This is a genomic window from Streptomyces cyanogenus (assembly GCF_017526105.1).
GTDB lineage: Bacteria > Actinomycetota > Actinomycetes > Streptomycetales > Streptomycetaceae > Streptomyces > Streptomyces cyanogenus.
The window spans coordinates 3,195,152-3,210,812 of record NZ_CP071839.1 but is presented as its reverse complement, the minus strand read 5'-3'; the positions used below and the strand labels follow the sequence as shown (position 1 = coordinate 3,210,812).

General features: G+C 68.8%; 13 protein-coding genes. 11 read left to right on the top strand and 2 right to left on the bottom strand.

What is annotated here, in order from left to right; all coding sequences use genetic code 11:
* The first annotated feature begins 106 nt into the window (after positions 1 to 106).
* Positions 107 to 1,393, top strand: coding sequence for an ATP-dependent Clp protease ATP-binding subunit ClpX (gene clpX, locus S1361_RS14370; protein ID WP_014672712.1), 1,287 nt, complete (start codon positions 107 to 109; stop codon positions 1,391 to 1,393).
* A 190-nt stretch (positions 1,394 to 1,583) separates the two neighbouring features.
* Positions 1,584 to 1,871: a hypothetical protein gene (locus tag S1361_RS14365; RefSeq protein ID WP_208032243.1), complete on the top strand. Its 288-nt coding sequence runs from the start codon at positions 1,584 to 1,586 to the stop codon at positions 1,869 to 1,871.
* An 88-nt stretch (positions 1,872 to 1,959) separates the two neighbouring features.
* Here S1361_RS14365 and S1361_RS14360 read toward each other — a convergent pair whose 3' ends face one another.
* Entirely contained in the window at positions 1,960 to 2,946 is a 987-nt protein-coding gene (locus S1361_RS14360; protein WP_208032242.1) for a hypothetical protein, read from the bottom strand.
* Positions 2,947 to 3,082: 136 nt separating this feature from the next.
* Positions 3,083 to 3,466, bottom strand: coding sequence for a hypothetical protein (locus S1361_RS14355; protein WP_208032241.1), 384 nt, complete (start codon positions 3,464 to 3,466; stop codon positions 3,083 to 3,085).
* A 211-nt stretch (positions 3,467 to 3,677) separates the two neighbouring features.
* On the opposite strand from S1361_RS14355, the gene S1361_RS14350 reads away from it, so the two are divergent.
* From S1361_RS14350 to rodA, 9 genes are all read left to right on the top strand, one after another.
* Entirely contained in the window at positions 3,678 to 6,302 is a 2,625-nt protein-coding gene (locus S1361_RS14350; RefSeq protein WP_208032240.1) for a valine--tRNA ligase, read from the top strand.
* A 256-nt stretch (positions 6,303 to 6,558) separates the two neighbouring features.
* Entirely contained in the window at positions 6,559 to 8,073 is a 1,515-nt protein-coding gene (folC, locus tag S1361_RS14345; protein WP_208032239.1) for a bifunctional tetrahydrofolate synthase/dihydrofolate synthase, read from the top strand.
* Between the two features lie 8 nt (positions 8,074 to 8,081).
* Positions 8,082 to 8,444: a DUF4233 domain-containing protein gene (locus tag S1361_RS14340; protein WP_208032238.1), complete on the top strand. Its 363-nt coding sequence runs from the start codon at positions 8,082 to 8,084 to the stop codon at positions 8,442 to 8,444.
* Between the two features lie 65 nt (positions 8,445 to 8,509).
* Positions 8,510 to 8,923 carry a nucleoside-diphosphate kinase gene (gene ndk / locus S1361_RS14335; protein WP_208032237.1) on the top strand — a complete coding sequence of 138 codons (414 nt, stop codon included), beginning with the start codon at positions 8,510 to 8,512 and terminating at the stop codon, positions 8,921 to 8,923.
* A gap of 269 nt (positions 8,924 to 9,192) precedes the next feature.
* Positions 9,193 to 10,212, top strand: a complete 1,020-nt coding sequence (locus S1361_RS14330; RefSeq protein WP_208036593.1) for a rod shape-determining protein — start codon at positions 9,193 to 9,195, stop codon at positions 10,210 to 10,212.
* Positions 10,213 to 10,377: 165 nt separating this feature from the next.
* Positions 10,378 to 11,316, top strand: coding sequence for a rod shape-determining protein MreC (gene mreC / locus S1361_RS14325; RefSeq protein ID WP_208032236.1), 939 nt, complete (start codon positions 10,378 to 10,380; stop codon positions 11,314 to 11,316).
* Positions 11,317 to 11,328: 12 nt separating this feature from the next.
* Positions 11,329 to 12,006, top strand: a complete 678-nt coding sequence (gene mreD, locus S1361_RS14320; protein WP_208032235.1) for a rod shape-determining protein MreD — start codon at positions 11,329 to 11,331, stop codon at positions 12,004 to 12,006.
* Between the two features lie 161 nt (positions 12,007 to 12,167).
* Positions 12,168 to 14,420 (top strand): penicillin-binding protein 2, encoded by a 2,253-nt coding sequence (gene mrdA / locus S1361_RS14315; RefSeq protein ID WP_208032234.1) that lies wholly within the window; start codon positions 12,168 to 12,170, stop codon positions 14,418 to 14,420.
* A complete protein-coding gene (gene rodA, locus S1361_RS14310; RefSeq protein ID WP_208032233.1) occupies positions 14,417 to 15,613 on the top strand; it encodes a rod shape-determining protein RodA in 1,197 nt (398 codons plus the stop codon). The genes mrdA and rodA overlap by 4 nt, the downstream gene beginning before the upstream one ends.
* Positions 15,614 to 15,661 lie beyond the last annotated feature (48 nt).

The following is a 15,661-nucleotide window of genomic DNA, read 5'->3' as shown; positions in this document are numbered from 1 at the left end:
GGGCCCGAACACCGGGCCCGGCAAGGTACCGTCGGACATAAGGCAGCACCAGGAGCCGCTGGACTCATAGCGTCCAGGCGTCTCCCAGGCGAAGGGGAAGCACACCGTGGCACGCATCGGTGACGGCGGCGATCTGCTCAAGTGCTCGTTCTGCGGCAAGAGCCAGAAGCAGGTCAAGAAGCTCATCGCAGGGCCCGGTGTGTACATCTGCGACGAGTGCATCGATCTCTGCAACGAGATCATCGAGGAAGAGCTCGCGGAGACCAGCGAGGTGCGCTGGGAGGAGCTTCCCAAGCCGCGCGAGATCTACGAGTTCCTCGAGGGCTACGTGGTCGGCCAGGAGGCGGCCAAGAAGGCGCTCTCCGTCGCGGTGTACAACCACTACAAGCGGGTCCAGGCGGGCGAGAACGGCGGCGCGAGCGGCCGTGACGACGCCATCGAGCTGGCGAAGTCCAACATCCTGCTGCTCGGTCCCACGGGCTCGGGCAAGACGCTGCTCGCGCAGACGCTGGCGCGCATGCTGAACGTCCCGTTCGCGATCGCCGACGCGACGGCGCTGACCGAGGCGGGGTACGTCGGCGAGGACGTCGAGAACATCCTGCTGAAGCTGATCCAGGCGGCGGACTACGACGTCAAGAAGGCCGAGACCGGGATCATCTACATCGACGAGATCGACAAGGTCGCCCGCAAGAGCGAGAACCCGTCGATCACCCGTGACGTCAGCGGCGAGGGCGTCCAGCAGGCCCTGCTGAAGATCCTGGAGGGCACCACGGCCTCGGTCCCGCCGCAGGGCGGCCGCAAGCACCCCCACCAGGAGTTCATCCAGATCGACACGACGAACGTCCTGTTCATCGTGGGCGGTGCGTTCGCGGGCCTGGAGAAGATCATCGAGGCCCGGGCCGGCGCCAAGGGCATCGGCTTCGGCGCGACGATCCTGTCCAAGCGCGAGCTGGAGGCCAAGGACGTCTTCGAGGACGTCATGCCGGAGGACCTGGTCAAGTTCGGCATGATCCCCGAGTTCATCGGCCGCCTGCCCGTGATCACGAGCGTCCACAACCTGGACCGCGAGGCCCTGCTCAAGATCCTGGTCGAGCCCCGCAACGCCCTGGTCAAGCAGTACCAGCGCCTCTTCGAACTCGACGGGGTGGAGCTGGACTTCGAGCGCGAGGCCCTGGAAGCCATCGCCGACCAGGCCATCCTCCGCCAGACCGGCGCCCGCGGCCTGCGCGCCATCATGGAGGAGGTCCTCCAGGGCGTGATGTACGAGGTCCCGTCCCGCAAGGACGTCGCCCGGGTCGTCATCACCGCCGACGTGGTCCTTTCCAACGTCAACCCGACCCTGATCCCGAGGGACGCCCGCGGGCGGGGCTCGGGGGAGCAGAAGACGGCCTGAGCGTCTCAGCGCCGAAGGGCAGGAACCCCACGTGGGGTGCCTGCCCTTCGGTGTTTTCGGTCCAGCTGAGTCCGGATCGAGTCATCGTTCCGGCAATACCTTGAGCTCTCCCCGAGGTCATGATCATATGCGTTCGACTGAGTCGGGCGTGCGTTCGAACGCTTGGCTGTGCAAAACGGGAGGACTCCGAATGACTTTCCAGAGACTGAAGTGCACGGTGGCAGCGGCCGGTGTGGTGGTGGCGGCAGGTGCCCTGCCGGTCCTCGCCGCCTCCCCGGCTAGCGCCACGCAGGGCGCGTGCACCGACTACGTGGCCAAGCATGGATACTTCGCCGGTCCGAAGGTGAAGGAGGCCTGCAGCCACGGGGCGATCAAAACACCCGTCGGCTCCGACTGGGCCAACCCCGCTTGCCTCCTGGGCTTGGCGAAGCTCAACATCAAGAGCTCAGTTTCAGACCCCGCCTGTCTTCGCGCCTGACGGGCACGGCCGACATGTGAAAGGGGTACCCGTCATGTGCTGACGGGTACCCCTCCGCAAGGACTGCAACGGAGATCTCGTGAGCCGGCTAGATCTTCTCGCGCACGTCATTGCGCAGCTTGGCCGCGATCTCTGCGGCATCGTCCACCGAGCCACCCTCGCCCGAGGCGATGGAGGCGACGCTGTACGAAGAGACGATGGCGACGGTGCTGTGGTCGCCCCAGATGCAGATCGGCAACTTAAGGGTCTTCGGCACCCCTGCCTCTGAGGACGCCGAGGCGCTGCTGTCGATCTGAGCCACCTGGCACTTCATGATCCCGTTGAAGTTCGCAGGGTGGACAGTCTCGGGACTGCCGACCAGCTTGCCCTTGGTGTCGGAATCGCCCTGGTCCTTCTCGGACTCCGTCTTGGCCTTGGCGAACATGGCGTCGACAATCGCCTCAGGGTTGTCGATCGTCCCGTACACGCCGCTGAAGCCGAGGCCCTTCATGGCGAGGCCCTTACCGCTCTCGTACTTGGCACTGACCTGCGTGGGGTTCTTCACCCCCCACTTCTCGAAGTCCGAACGGTCGGAGTCGCTGAAATCGGCCGACGAATCCGAGTTGCCGGACTTCTTGTACTCCGTGAGCACCGTCGCCGGAGTGGTCAGCTTGTGCGGGCCGTCGTCCGCGACACCGCTGCTGCTGCCGCCGCTGAGGGCGAAGTACGCACCCACCGCCACGACGGCCACCACGGCCACCGCGCCGATGATCAGGCCCGTCTTCTTCTTGCCCCCGCCCGGCTGCGGAGCCTGCGGCGCGCCGTACGGCTGCTGGCCGTAGGGGCCGGGCGGCTGCGGCACGCCCTGCTGCGGGTAGCCGTAACCCGGCTGCGCCGGCGGCGGGGCCTGCTGGGGATAGCCGTAGCCGGGCTGGGGAGCCTGCGGCTGCTGGCCGTAGGGGCCCGGCTGGCCGTACGGCCCCGGCTGCCCCGGCTGCCCCGGCTGGCCGTACGGCCCCGGCTGCTGGGGCTGCTGGCCGTACGGGCCCGGCTGCTGGGGCTGCTGGCCGTACGGGCCCGGCTGGTTGTTGCTCATCTCTGGGGTTCCTCCCGTTGCGTGTTCCTCGGACGGAATCCTTGCGGAAGGCATCACAGGATGATCCAGCAGGGGCCGCATCGTTACCAAACATGCAAACGACACGGCCCGGTGCCACTCGGGATCCTGGACACCGCTACACGGTGTTGTTCTCGCCCTCGGACAGGCAGGAGAAGATCTCTGTGTTGCCTTCGAACGTGGCGACCTCGTGCCACACCCGGCGGATGCCGCCCGGGTCCGAAGCCGTGGTGTACCAGCTGTCCTCGGTGTCCTGGCCCGAGTACATGTGGTGCCAGCTCCACACGTGGGTGGAGCCGTCCGCCCTCCGTGTCACCAGCCTGACTGCCACATGGTGTCCGTCTGCCGCGGTGTCCTTCACCCAGAGGTAGACGTCCTTGAGGGAGTTCCTGCTCGTGTACGTCTGGTCCCCCCCACCCTTGGCCACGATGTGGATGCCGTCGAGAACCGAGCAGTCTCTCTCTGCGGCGGCAGCAGGGTGAGCGCTGAGTGTACTGAGCATGAGGCCAGCTGCGGCCAACCCTGCTGTGGTCGCCAGACGACGGCGCATGTGAGACTCCCAAGATCCGGACGGTAGTGACTTGAACACGTCAATGATTTGGATCTTTTTAACATACCGACGCTTGTTCGAGTGCTTCACGCGTCTGTGGGCCCTTACAACGTGGGGTAAACGAGTTTCACGGCACCGACGAGGCGCCTCTAAACTGACCCCCGTGACCGAGAACGCTCAGCAGCAGCCACCCGCGCCCGACACCGAACTGCCGACCCAGTACGCGCCGGCCGATGTAGAGGGGCCGCTGTACGAGCGCTGGGTAGAGCGCGGTTACTTCGAGGCGGACGCGAAGAGCGACAAGCCGCCGTACACGATCGTCATCCCGCCGCCGAACGTCACGGGCAGCCTGCACCTCGGGCACGCCTTCGAGCACACCCTCATCGACGCCCTGACCCGCCGCAAGCGCATGCAGGGCTACGAGACGCTGTGGCAGCCCGGCATGGACCACGCCGGCATCGCCACGCAGAACGTCGTGGAGCGGGAGCTCGGCAAGGAGGGCAAGTCCCGGCACGACCTGGGACGGGAAGCCTTCGTCGAGCGGGTCTGGCAGTGGAAGGCCGAGTCCGGCGGGCAGATCTCCGGGCAGATGCGCCGCCTCGGCGACGGTGTCGCCTGGTCGCGTGAGCGCTTCACCATGGACGAGGGCCTGTCCCAGGCCGTCCAGACCATCTTCAAGAAGCTCTACGACGACGAGCTGATCTACCGCGCCGAGCGCATCATCAACTGGTGTCCGCGCTGTCTGACGGCGATCTCGGACATCGAGGTCGAGTACCAGGACGACGACGGCGAGCTGGTCTCCATGCGCTACGGCGACGGGGACGAGTCCATCGTCGTCGCCACCACCCGCGCCGAGACGATGCTCGGTGACACCGCCGTCGCCGTCCACCCCGACGACGAGCGCTACAAGCACCTCGTCGGCAAGCTCATCCGCCTGCCGCTCACCGACCGCTCCATCCCGGTCGTCGCCGACACCCACGTCGACCCCGAGTTCGGCACCGGCGCCGTCAAGGTCACCCCGGCCCACGACCCGAACGACTTCGAGATCGGCCAGCGGCACGACCTGCCGTCCATCACCGTGATGGACGAGCACGCCGTCATCACCGTCCACGGCCCCTTCCAGGGCATGGACCGCCTGGAGGCCCGCTCGGCGATCGTCGCCGCGCTGCGCGCCGAGGGCCGGATCGTCGCCGAGAAGCGGCCGTACGTCCACTCCGTCGGCCACTGCTCGCGCTGCAAGACCACCATCGAGCCGCGCCTGTCCATGCAGTGGTGGGTCAAGGTCGGCCCGCTGGCCAAGGCCGCCGGCGACGCCGTCCGCGACGGCCGCGTCAGGATCCACCCGCAGGAGATGGAGAAGCGGTACTTCGACTGGGTCGACAACCTGCACGACTGGTGCATCTCGCGCCAGCTGTGGTGGGGCCACCGCATCCCCGTCTGGTACGGCCCGAACGGCGAGGTCGTCTGCGTCGGCCCCGACGAGGAGCCGCCGGCCGGCGAGGGCTGGCACCAGGACACCGACGTCCTCGACACCTGGTTCTCCTCCGGCCTGTGGCCGTTCTCCACCCTCGGCTGGCCCGAGCAGACCGAGTCGCTCGCGAAGTTCTACCCGAACTCCGTGCTGGTCACCGGCTACGACATCCTCTTCTTCTGGGTCGCCCGGATGATGATGTTCGGCCTGTACGCGATGGACGGCACCCCGCCGTTCCACACCATCGCCCTGCACGGCATGGTCCGCGACCAGTTCGGCAAGAAGATGTCGAAGTCCTTCGGCAACGCGGTCAACCCGCTGGACTGGATGGACAAGTACGGCTCCGACGCGCTGCGCTTCACCCTGGCCCGCGGCGCCAACCCGGGCGTCGACGTCCCGATCGGCGAGGACTGGGTCCAGGGCTCGCGCAACTTCGCCAACAAGATCTGGAACGCGACCCGCTTCGCGCTGATGAACGGCGCGACGGTCCAGGGCCCGCTCCCGGACCCGTCGAAGATGTCGGCGACCGACCGCTGGATCCTCTCCCGGCTCAACTCGGTGGTCGCCGAGGTCGACGCGTACTACGACGACTTCCAGTTCGCCAAGCTCTCCGACGCCCTCTTCCACTTCGCGTGGGACGAGGTCTTCGACTGGTACGTCGAGCTGTCCAAGACCGTCTTCCAGGCGGGCGGCGAACCGGCCGAGGTCTCCCAGCGCGTCCTCGGCGAGGTCCTGGACGTCACCCTCAAGCTGCTGCACCCGGTCGTCCCGTTCGTCACGGAGACCCTCTGGACGACGCTGACCGGCGGCGAGTCGATCGTCATCGCCGACTGGCCGACCGACAGCGGCTTCCGCGACCAGGCGGCCGAGCAGGAGATCTCCACGCTCCAGTCGGTCATCACCGAGGTCCGCCGCTTCCGCGCCGACCAGGGCCTGCAGCCCGGCCAGCGGGTCCCGGCACGGCTGACGCTCGACGGCACGGCCCTCGCCCCGCACGAGGCGGCCATCCGCCAGCTGCTCCGGCTCCAGCCGGAGGGTGACTCCTTCACCGCCACGGCGACCCTGCCGGTGGCGGGCGCCGAGGTCGCCCTCGACCTCTCCGGCACGATCGACGTCGCCGCGGAGCGCAAGCGCCTCGCGAAGGATCTCGCCGCCGCGGAGAAGGAGAAGGCCCAGGCCACGGCCAAGCTCGGGAACGAGGCGTTCCTGGCCAAGGCCCCGGAGAACGTGGTGGACAAGATCCGCACGCGGCTGGCCAAGGCGGACGAGGACATCGCCCGCATCACCGCCCAGCTGGAGAAGCTGCCGCAGGCGTGAGTCACTCACGCCGGGGAGCGTCAAACGTTTGACGTGGCCGAAGGCCCCGGTGCCGTTGAGGCGCCGGGGCCTTCGCGCGCCCCGAAGGGGTGCGGGGAAGTGCGCGAGAAGCGATCGACGGCCCGCGCCCCCAAGCATCGGCCCGCCCCCGCAAGCGATCGGCGGCCCGCACCCGTACAGGATCACCAGCCACCCCTTCCCCGGCCGCCCCAAGCCCCCGCACCCTTTGTCACTCCCGCTCCGTAGACTGGGTGCCGTGAGCGAAGCGCCCGGCACCAGCGACACCCCCGACCCCCTCGACTCCTTCGACGAGATCATCGAGGCCGAGACCACCCGCGACCCCGACCTCGCGGTCATCGAGGCCGGCAGCCGCACCCTGCGCACCCAGGGCGGCCCGCCGCAGGCCGACGTCCCCGCGCGCCCCGAGGACCCGGAGGTCGACAAGGCGCTGCGCGAGGTCGAGGCGGAGCTGGCGACCCGCTGGGGCGAGACGAAGCTGGAGCCCTCGGTCAGCCGCATCGCCGCGCTGATGGACGTACTCGGCGAGCCCCAGCGCTCGTACCCCTCGATCCACATCACGGGCACGAACGGCAAGACCTCCACCGCCCGCATGATCGAGGCCCTGCTCGGTGCCTTCGAGCTGCGCACCGGCCGTTACACCAGCCCGCACGTGCAGTCGATCACCGAGCGGATCAGCCTGGACGGCGGCCCGATCTCCGCCGAGCGGTTCGTCGAGACGTACCAGGACATCAAGCCGTACGTGGAGATGGTCGACGGACAGCAGGAGTACCGGCTGTCCTTCTTCGAGGTGCTCACCGGCATGGCGTACGCGGCCTTCGCGGACGCCCCCGTGGACGTCGCCGTCGTCGAGGTCGGCATGGGCGGCTCCTGGGACGCCACGAACGTGATCGACGGCGACGTCGCCGTCGTGACCCCCATCGACCTCGACCACACCGACCGGCTCGGCGAGACGCCCGCACAGATCGCCGGCGAGAAGAGCGGCATCATCAAGCAGGACGCGACCGTGATCCTGGCCCAGCAGCCGGTGGACGCGGCGCAGGTGCTGCTGAAGAAGGCCGTCGAGGTGGACGCCACCGTGGCCCGCGAGGGCCTGGAGTTCGGAGTCGTCGCCCGGCAGGTCGCCGTCGGCGGGCAGCTGCTCACACTGCGCGGCCTCGGCGGCGAGTACCCCGAGGTCTACCTGCCGCTGCACGGCGCCCACCAGGCGCACAACGCGGCCGTCGCGCTCGCCGCCGTGGAGGCGTTCTTCGGCGTCGGCGCGCAGCGCGCCGAGCCGCTGGACATCGACACCGTGCGCAAGGCCTTCGCGGCCGTGTCGTCCCCGGGGCGGCTGGAGGTCGTACGGCGCTCTCCCACCGTCGTCCTGGACGCCGCGCACAACCCGGCCGGCGCGGAGGCCACCGCCGAGGCCGTGCGGGAGGCGTTCGACTTCACCCGGCTGATCGGGGTCGTCGGCGCGAGCGGTGACAAGAACGTGCGCGGGGTGCTGGAGGCCTTCGAGCCGATCTTCGCCGAGGTCGTCGTCACACAGAACTCCAGCCATCGCGCCATGGACGCGGACGAGCTGGCCGCGATCGCCGTCGAGGTGTTCGGCGACGAGCGGGTGCAGGTCGAGCCGCGGCTGCCGGACGCCCTGGAGGCCGCGATCACGCTGGCCGAGGAGGAGGGCGAGTTCGCCGGCGGCGGCGTGCTGGTCACCGGTTCGGTCATCACGGTCGGCGAGGCCCGGCTGCTGCTGGGGAAGGGCTGAGACTGAGGATGCGTACGCTCTGTGCATCGACGCTGATCGGCGAGTTCTTCGTCATCGGTTTCGCCGGGCTCGTCGCGATGAAGGACCCGGCCCTGTCCGCCTCCACGGTGTGGCTGGTCAGCGGCATCGCCATGCTGCTGTGCGTGCTGCTGTGCGGCATGGTGACCCGGCCCGGCGGAGTGGCCCTCGGCTGGGCGCTGCAGATCGCCCTGATCGCGTCCGGGATCTTCGTCCCCACCATGTTCTTCATGGGTGCGGTGTTCGCGGCGCTGTGGTGGGCGTCGGTGCACTTCGGGCGAAAGGTGGACGAGGCGAAGGCGAGATTCGCCGCGCAGGCCCAGTCCTCCTCCTCCACGGCTGACGCTGCGTAACAAGGGCGCCGACACGCCCTGTAACCTCGTCCCACCGCACCCGCAAGTCGTGTAAGGAGCCCCTCGTGAGCCAGCGCACCCTCGTCCTCCTCAAGCCCGACGCCGTCCGTCGAGGCCTGACCGGCGAGATCATCAGCCGTATCGAGCGCAAGGCCGGCTGGCAGATCACCGCGCTGGAGCTGCGCACCCTGGACCACGACACGCTGGAGCAGCACTACGGCGAGCACAAGGGCAAGCCGTTCTACGAGCCGCTGGTGGAGTTCATGTCCTCCGGTCCGGTCGTGGCGATGATCGTCGAGGGTGAGCGGGTCATCGAGGGCCTGCGCGCGCTGGCCGGCCCGACCGACCCGATCGCCGCCGCGCCCGGTTCGATCCGCGGTGACTACGGCGTGATCGTGCGCGAGAACCTGATCCACGCCTCCGACTCCGAGGAGTCCGCCGAGCGCGAGGTGAAGATCTTCTTCCCGGGTCGGGCGTAACGCCTCCGGCCGCGGCGGAGGGTCCGGGGCGCGCCCCCGGACCTCGGTTTTTCTGGCATGGGTACCGGCGATCGAGGGAACGAGCCTCCCCGAACGCCCGTCTCCACAAGCGGGGCGGCACGCCATCTGGTGACAATGGCGGAGACCCTCGCGCAGTGTTCGTGCAGGCGCGTTTACGATGGAAGCCTTCACGTCACAGCACCCGCCTCGCCGACCTGACATGCCCTCAAAAGCTCGGGAAGGCCAGATGAATCCGGATGGGGAACTCAATGTCGTTCATCGGCCGTGACATGGCTGTCGACCTCGGGACCGCCAACACGCTGGTGTACGTCAGGGGTCGCGGGATCGTACTGAACGAGCCGTCCGTCGTGGCGATCAACACCAACACGGGTGGGATCCTCGCGGTCGGTGCCGAAGCGAAGAAGATGATCGGCCGGACGCCGGGCAACATCGTCGCCGTCCGCCCGCTGAAGGACGGCGTGATCGCCGACTTCGAGATCACCGAGCGGATGCTCCGCTACTTCATCCTGAAGATCCACAAGCGGCGGTATCTGGCCCGGCCGCGGGTCGTCGTCTGCGTGCCCTCCGGCATCACGGGCGTCGAGCGCCGTGCGGTCATCGAGGCGTCCTCCCAGGCAGGCGCCCGCCAGGTGCACATCATCGAGGAGCCCATGGCCGCCGCCATCGGCTCCGGTCTGCCGGTCCACGAGGCCACGGGCAACATGGTGGTGGACATCGGCGGCGGCACCACGGAGGTCGCGGTCATCTCCCTCGGCGGCATCGTCACCGCCCAGTCCATCCGCGTCGCCGGCGACGAACTGGACAACGCGATCATCCAGTACATCAAGAAGGAGTACAGCCTCCTGCTGGGTGAGCGCACGGCCGAGCAGATCAAGATCACCATCGGTTCGGCGTACGAACTCGACACCGACGAGCACACCGAAGTGCGCGGCCGGGACCTGGTGTCCGGGCTGCCGAAGACCGTCGTCATCTCGGCGGCCGAGGTCCGCAAGGCGATCGAGGAACCGGTCAACGCGATCGTGGACGCGGTGAAGACCACCCTCGACAAGTGCCCGCCGGAGCTGTCCGGCGACATCATGGACCGCGGAATCGTTCTGACCGGCGGCGGAGCCCTGCTGCGCGGGCTCGACGAGCGGCTGCGGCGGGAGACCGGCATGCCGATCCACATCGCCGAGGACCCGCTGGACAGCGTCGCGCTCGGCTCCGGCAAGTGCGTCGAGGAGTTCGAGGCGCTGCAGCAGGTACTGGACGCCCAGCCGCGCAGATGACGTAACTCTTCGATTCCGCCGTACGAGACGTTCTCCTCTCGTGCGGCGGATCGTTGATATAGAGGCATAAGCTCCCGCAAATGGGCCTCTTGGGTTGCGTCGTCACACGCGCGTTTTCCAGGGGTCCGACGAATTCCTACTTGAGGAAGGGCACGGCCGCCGCACGTGAGGGACACGAAAGAGAGCCGGCTGCTCCTGGTCCTGCTGGTCGCCATCGCGTTCGCGCTGATCACGGTGGACATCCGGGGAGGCCGGAACTCCCCGGTCGACGGTGCCCGGCACGCCGCCGCCGCGGTGTTCGGCCCGGTCGAGAACGGGTTGTCCTCCGCGGTCGACCCGGTCGGCAACGCCGTCTCCGCGGTCCGTGACTCCGGCAGCCGGCACGACCGGCTCGCCACGCTGGAGAAGGAGAACGCGGCCCTCAAGGCCAAGCTCGGCAGCGACGACCGCAACCGCAGCCGCCTCAAGCAGCTGGACAGACTGCTGAAGATCGCCGGCGAGGGGCAGTACGGCATCAAGGGCGCCCAGGTCATCGCCATAGGCTCGGCCCAGGGCTTCTCCTGGACCATCACCATCGACGCCGGCGCCAACGACGGCATCCAGCGGGACATGACCGTCCTGAACGGCGACGGCCTGGTCGGCCGGGTCACCACCGTCGGTCCCAGCACCTCCACCGTGCTGCTGGCCAACGACCCCGACTTCACCGTCGGCACCCGCATGGAGGCGGGCGACGAACTGGGCTTCGCCTCCGGACAGGGCGACCGCCCGCTGCGCGTGGAACTGCTCAACGGCAAGGCGGAGGTGAAGAAGGGCGACCGGCTCGTCACGTTCGGATCGCAGGCCGACAAGCCGTTCGTGCCCGGCGTCCCGGTCGGCGTGGTCTCCCGCGTGGACCCCTCCGGCGGCGGCCTGACCCGCACCCTCTACGTCACCCCGTACGTCAGCTTCACCAAGCTCGACATCGTCGGCGTGGTCGTACAGGCGCCGAAGAAGGACCCGCGGGACACCGTGCTCCCGGCCCAGCCGAAACCGGTCCCGACACCGACGGTGACCGTCACCGTCACCCCGTCGGCCGACGCCCCCGCCACCGACGAACAGCAGTAGGAGCCGAATCCCATGCGTGTCAACCGGATCCTGCTCTCCACCGCGCTGGTCGTCGTGGCCCTGGTCGTCCAGGTGAGCGTCCTCGCCCGGCTGCACCTGCCCGGTGCCGTCCCCGACCTGCTGCTGCTCACCGTTCTCGGCCTGGCGATGGTGTACGGCCATGTCGGCGGCGCCCTCGTCGGCTTCGGCGCCGGCCTGCTCGCCGACCTGGCCCCGCCCGCCGACCACGCGGCCGGCCGGTACGCGCTCGTGCTGTGCGTCATCGGCTACCTCGCCGGGCTCATCCGGCCGGAGAACGGCAGACTGAAGTCCGCGACCGGCCCGATGGCCGTCGTGGTCGCCGCCGCCATCGGCTCCACCCTGCTCTACGCCGGGGTGGGCGCCCTGGTCGGCGACACCGCCGCCCGCCATGTCGGCCTGTCCGGGCTGCTGTTCTCGGCCGCCCTGTACGACCTGCTGCTCGCCCCGTTCGTGGTACCCGGCGTGATGTGGCTGGCCCGCCACTCCGACAACGACCCGCTCACCGAGAGCGGGCCCACCGCCAAGGCCGGGGACATCTCCTCCGGCTGGCTCTCCTCCGGCACCGGCCTGCGCATCGGCAGCCAGCGCGGCGGACTCGGGGCGCTGAAGGCCAAGGCGCGTACCCGCTCCGCCAAGGTCGGCCGCATCAAGGGGGTCAAGCGGCTGTGAGCGGCGGCGAGTTCCACCCCGGCGAGTTCACCCGAACGGGTCAGCGTCCCCGGAACGCGGGTGCACAGGCTGGTCGTTCATCATTCGTACGCGCACGGGCGGTTCGCACACACGCCCGCCGCGCCCGGACGTTCGCACACTGAGAGGGGGAGACAGCCGCAGTGACCAACATCCCCGAGACCGGTCGGACCCCACGCGTCCAGACCCGGCTCGTCGTGATCCAGATCCTCGTCCTCTCCCTCCTCGGCACGCTCGGCGGCCGGTTGTGGTACCTGCAGATCCGCGAGGGCGCCGATTACCAGAAGGAGGCCTCCGGCAACCACGTCCAGCAGGTCGTCGACCCCGCCGTGCGCGGCGACATCCTGGACGCCCGCGGTGTGCCCCTCGCGGACAACGAGACCCGCCTGGTCGTCTCCGCCTCCCGCACCGACCTGCTGAAGCAGAAGGACGACGGCAAGGCAGTCCTCACCAAGCTGGCCGGCGTCCTCGGCATGAGCCCCAAGGAGGTCATGCAGAAGGTCCGGCTGTGCGACGCCAAGACCCCCCAGCCCTGCTGGAACGGCTCGCCGTACCAGCCGATCCCCATCACCGACGAGGCCACGGCCAGGCAGGCCCTGCAGATCCGCGAGCGCTCCGAGGACTTCCCCGGCATCACCGCCGAGCCCGAGGCCGTCCGCCGCTACCCGGGCCCCGGCAAGTCCAACACCGCGCAGGTGCTCGGCTATCTCTCGCCCGTCACCGACGACGAGATCCAGAAGGCCAAGGACACCGACTCGCCCTACCTGCGCTCCGACATGGTCGGCCGCTCCGGCCTGGAGCGGACCTACGACAAGGTGCTGCGCGGCAAGGCCGGCGTCACCCGCTACGAGGTGGACAACCTCGGCCGGGTCATCGGCAAGGCCAGGTCGGACGCGGCCGAGCCCGGTTCCAACCTGGTCACCAGCATCGACTCCCGCGTCCAGCGGGTCGCCGAGTACGAACTGGACAAGGCCATGAAGGCCGCCCGCAAGCAGTTCGACAAGATCACCGGCACCAACTACAAGGCCGACTCGGGCGCCGTCGTGGTGATGGAGGCCAAGACCGGCCGGATCGTCGCCATGGCCTCCGCGCCGACGTACGACCCGAACGTCTGGGTCGGCGGCATCTCCGGCAAGGACTACAAGGCCCTCACCGGCAAGGACTCGGACTACCCCCTGCTCAACCGGGCCATACAGGGCCAGGCCGCACCCGGCTCGACGTTCAAGGTGGTCTCCACGGCCGCCGCGGTCGAGGCCGGCTACGACTTCGACGGCCGCTACCCCTGCACCAGCTCCTACTCGGTCGGCGGCCAGGTCTTCAAGAACTTCGAGGGCGAGAGCTTCGGCCCCATCCCGCTGGGCCGGGCGCTGGAGGTCTCCTGCGACACCGTCTTCTACTACCTGGCCGACAGGGAGTGGAAGAAGGACGGCGGCATCAACCCCAAGAAGGGCCAGCCGAAGGACTACTTCTACAAGGCCGCCCACCAGTTCGGCCTCGGCAGCGAGACCGGCATCGACCTGCCCAACGAGGTCACCGGCCGTGTGCCCGACCGCCAGTGGAAGCTGAACTACTGGAAGGCCAACAAGGACGCCTGGTGCAAGACCGGCAAGAAGGACGGCTCCTACGTCGAGAAGATCGCCTACGAGAACTGCCTCGAAGGCAACAAGATGCGCGAAGGTGACTCGATCAACTACTCCATCGGCCAGGGCGACACGCTCGTCACGCCGATCCAGGAGGCCGTGATCTACGGCGCCGTCGCCAACGGCGGCACGATGTACCAGCCGACCATCGGCAAGGCGATCATCAGCCCCGACGGCAGGAGCGTGCAGGAGATCAAGCCGAAGAAGCGCGGAAAGCTCCCGGTCAGCCAGGCCACCCTCAGAGGCATGAATGACGCCTTCGCCGGCGTCATCACCCGCGGTACGGCGGCCTGGAAGTTCGGCGGCTGGCCCCAGGACAAGATCCCGCTGCACGCCAAGACCGGTACCGCCGAGGTCTACGGCAAGCAGACCACGTCCTGGCTGGCCACCTACTCCAAGGACTACACGGTGATCATGACGATCGCCCAGGCCGGTACGGGTTCCGGAGCCTCCGGCGAGGCCGTGCGCAACATCTACAGCGCGCTCTACGGCGTCCAGGCCGACGGCTCCATCGAGAACAAGAAGGCGCTGCTGCCCGAGCCGCAGAAGGGCCTGCCCAAGGTCCGCACGGACGGCACCATCGCCGCCCCCAAGATCACCGGCGACCCGGCCAAGGAAGCCGAGGCCGCCCAGAAGAACAACCCCACCAACGGCGACGACCAGCAGCCCGCGGGGACCACGCCCTCGCCCACCACGGGCAACCGCGACACCCGCAGACGGCCGCGCAGGCGGAGGAGCCGGAGGACGCCTTCATGACCGGCACGAACAGCTTCTCCGTCTCCGGTTACGGCCCCGCGCGGGCCGGCTGGACCAGGATCTTCGCCCGCGACTCGCTCGCCCGCCGGCTGGACTGGCCGATGCTGTTCGCGGCCACCGCCCTGTCCCTGCTGGGCTCCCTGCTGGTGTACTCGGCGACCCGCAACCGCACCGAGCTGAACCAGGGCGACCCGTACTTCTTCCTGGTCCGGCACCTGATGAACCTCGGCATCGGGGTCGCCCTGATGATCGGCACGGTCTGGCTCGGCCACCGCGCCCTGCGCAACGCCGTGCCGATCCTCTACGGCCTGTCGGTGCTCCTCGCCCTGGTGGTCCTCACCCCGCTCGGCGCGACGATCAACGGCCAGCGCAACTGGCTGGTCATCGGCGGCTTCTCGCTCCAGCCCGCCGAGTTCCTCAAGGTCACGATCATCCTGGGCATGGCCATGATGCTGGCCGCCCGGGTGGACGCGGGCGACAAGCCGTACCCCGACCACCGCACGGTGTTCCAGTCCCTGTGCCTGGCCGCCGTACCGATCCTCATCCTGCTGCTCATGCCCGACCTCGGCTCGGTGCTGGCCATGGTGGCGATCATCCTGGGCGTCCTGCTCGCCTCCGGCGCCTCCAACCGCTGGGTCTTCGGCCTGCTCACGGCCGGCGTGATCGGCTGCATCGCGATCTGGCAGCTGCACATCCTGGACGAGTACCAGATCAACCGGTTCGCCGCCTTCGCCAACCCGGACCTGGACCCGGCCGGCGTGGGCTACAACACCAACCAGGCTCGCATCGCCATCGGCTCCGGCGGACTCACCGGAGCCGGCCTCTTCCACGGCTCGCAGACCACCGGTCAGTTCGTACCCGAGCAGCAGACCGACTTCGTCTTCACGGTCGCGGGGGAGGAGCTGGGCTTCGTCGGCGCCGGCTTCATCGTCTTCCTGATCGGCGTCGTCCTGTGGCGCGCCTGCCGGATAGCACGTGACTCCACCGAGCTGTACGGGACGACCGTCGCCGCCGGGATCGTCGCCTGGTTCGCCTTCCAGTCCTTCGAGAACATCGGCATGACCCTCGGCATCATGCCGGTCACCGGCCTGCCCCTGCCGTTCGTGTCGTACGGCGGCTCGTCGATGTTCGCGGTATGGGTCGCGGTGGGCCTGCTCCAGTCGATCAAGGTGCAGCGCCCGATGTCGGCCTAGGACAGCGGACGCCCTCTGCCATATCGCCGCCCCGGACACTAGATTCGG

Coding starts and splice junctions, on each gene's coding strand:
- S1361_RS14365 (WP_208032243.1), top strand. CDS start 1,584: ATGACTTTCCAGAGACTGAAGTGCACGGTGGCAGCGGCCGGTGTGGTG.
- S1361_RS14360 (WP_208032242.1), bottom strand. CDS start 2,946: ATGAGCAACAACCAGCCGGGCCCGTACGGCCAGCAGCCCCAGCAGCCG.
- S1361_RS14355 (WP_208032241.1), bottom strand. CDS start 3,466: ATGCTCAGTACACTCAGCGCTCACCCTGCTGCCGCCGCAGAGAGAGAC.
- S1361_RS14340 (WP_208032238.1), top strand. CDS start 8,082: ATGCGTACGCTCTGTGCATCGACGCTGATCGGCGAGTTCTTCGTCATC.
- S1361_RS14330 (WP_208036593.1), top strand. CDS start 9,193: ATGTCGTTCATCGGCCGTGACATGGCTGTCGACCTCGGGACCGCCAAC.
- mreD (WP_208032235.1), top strand. CDS start 11,329: ATGCGTGTCAACCGGATCCTGCTCTCCACCGCGCTGGTCGTCGTGGCC.
- rodA (WP_208032233.1), top strand. CDS start 14,417: ATGACCGGCACGAACAGCTTCTCCGTCTCCGGTTACGGCCCCGCGCGG.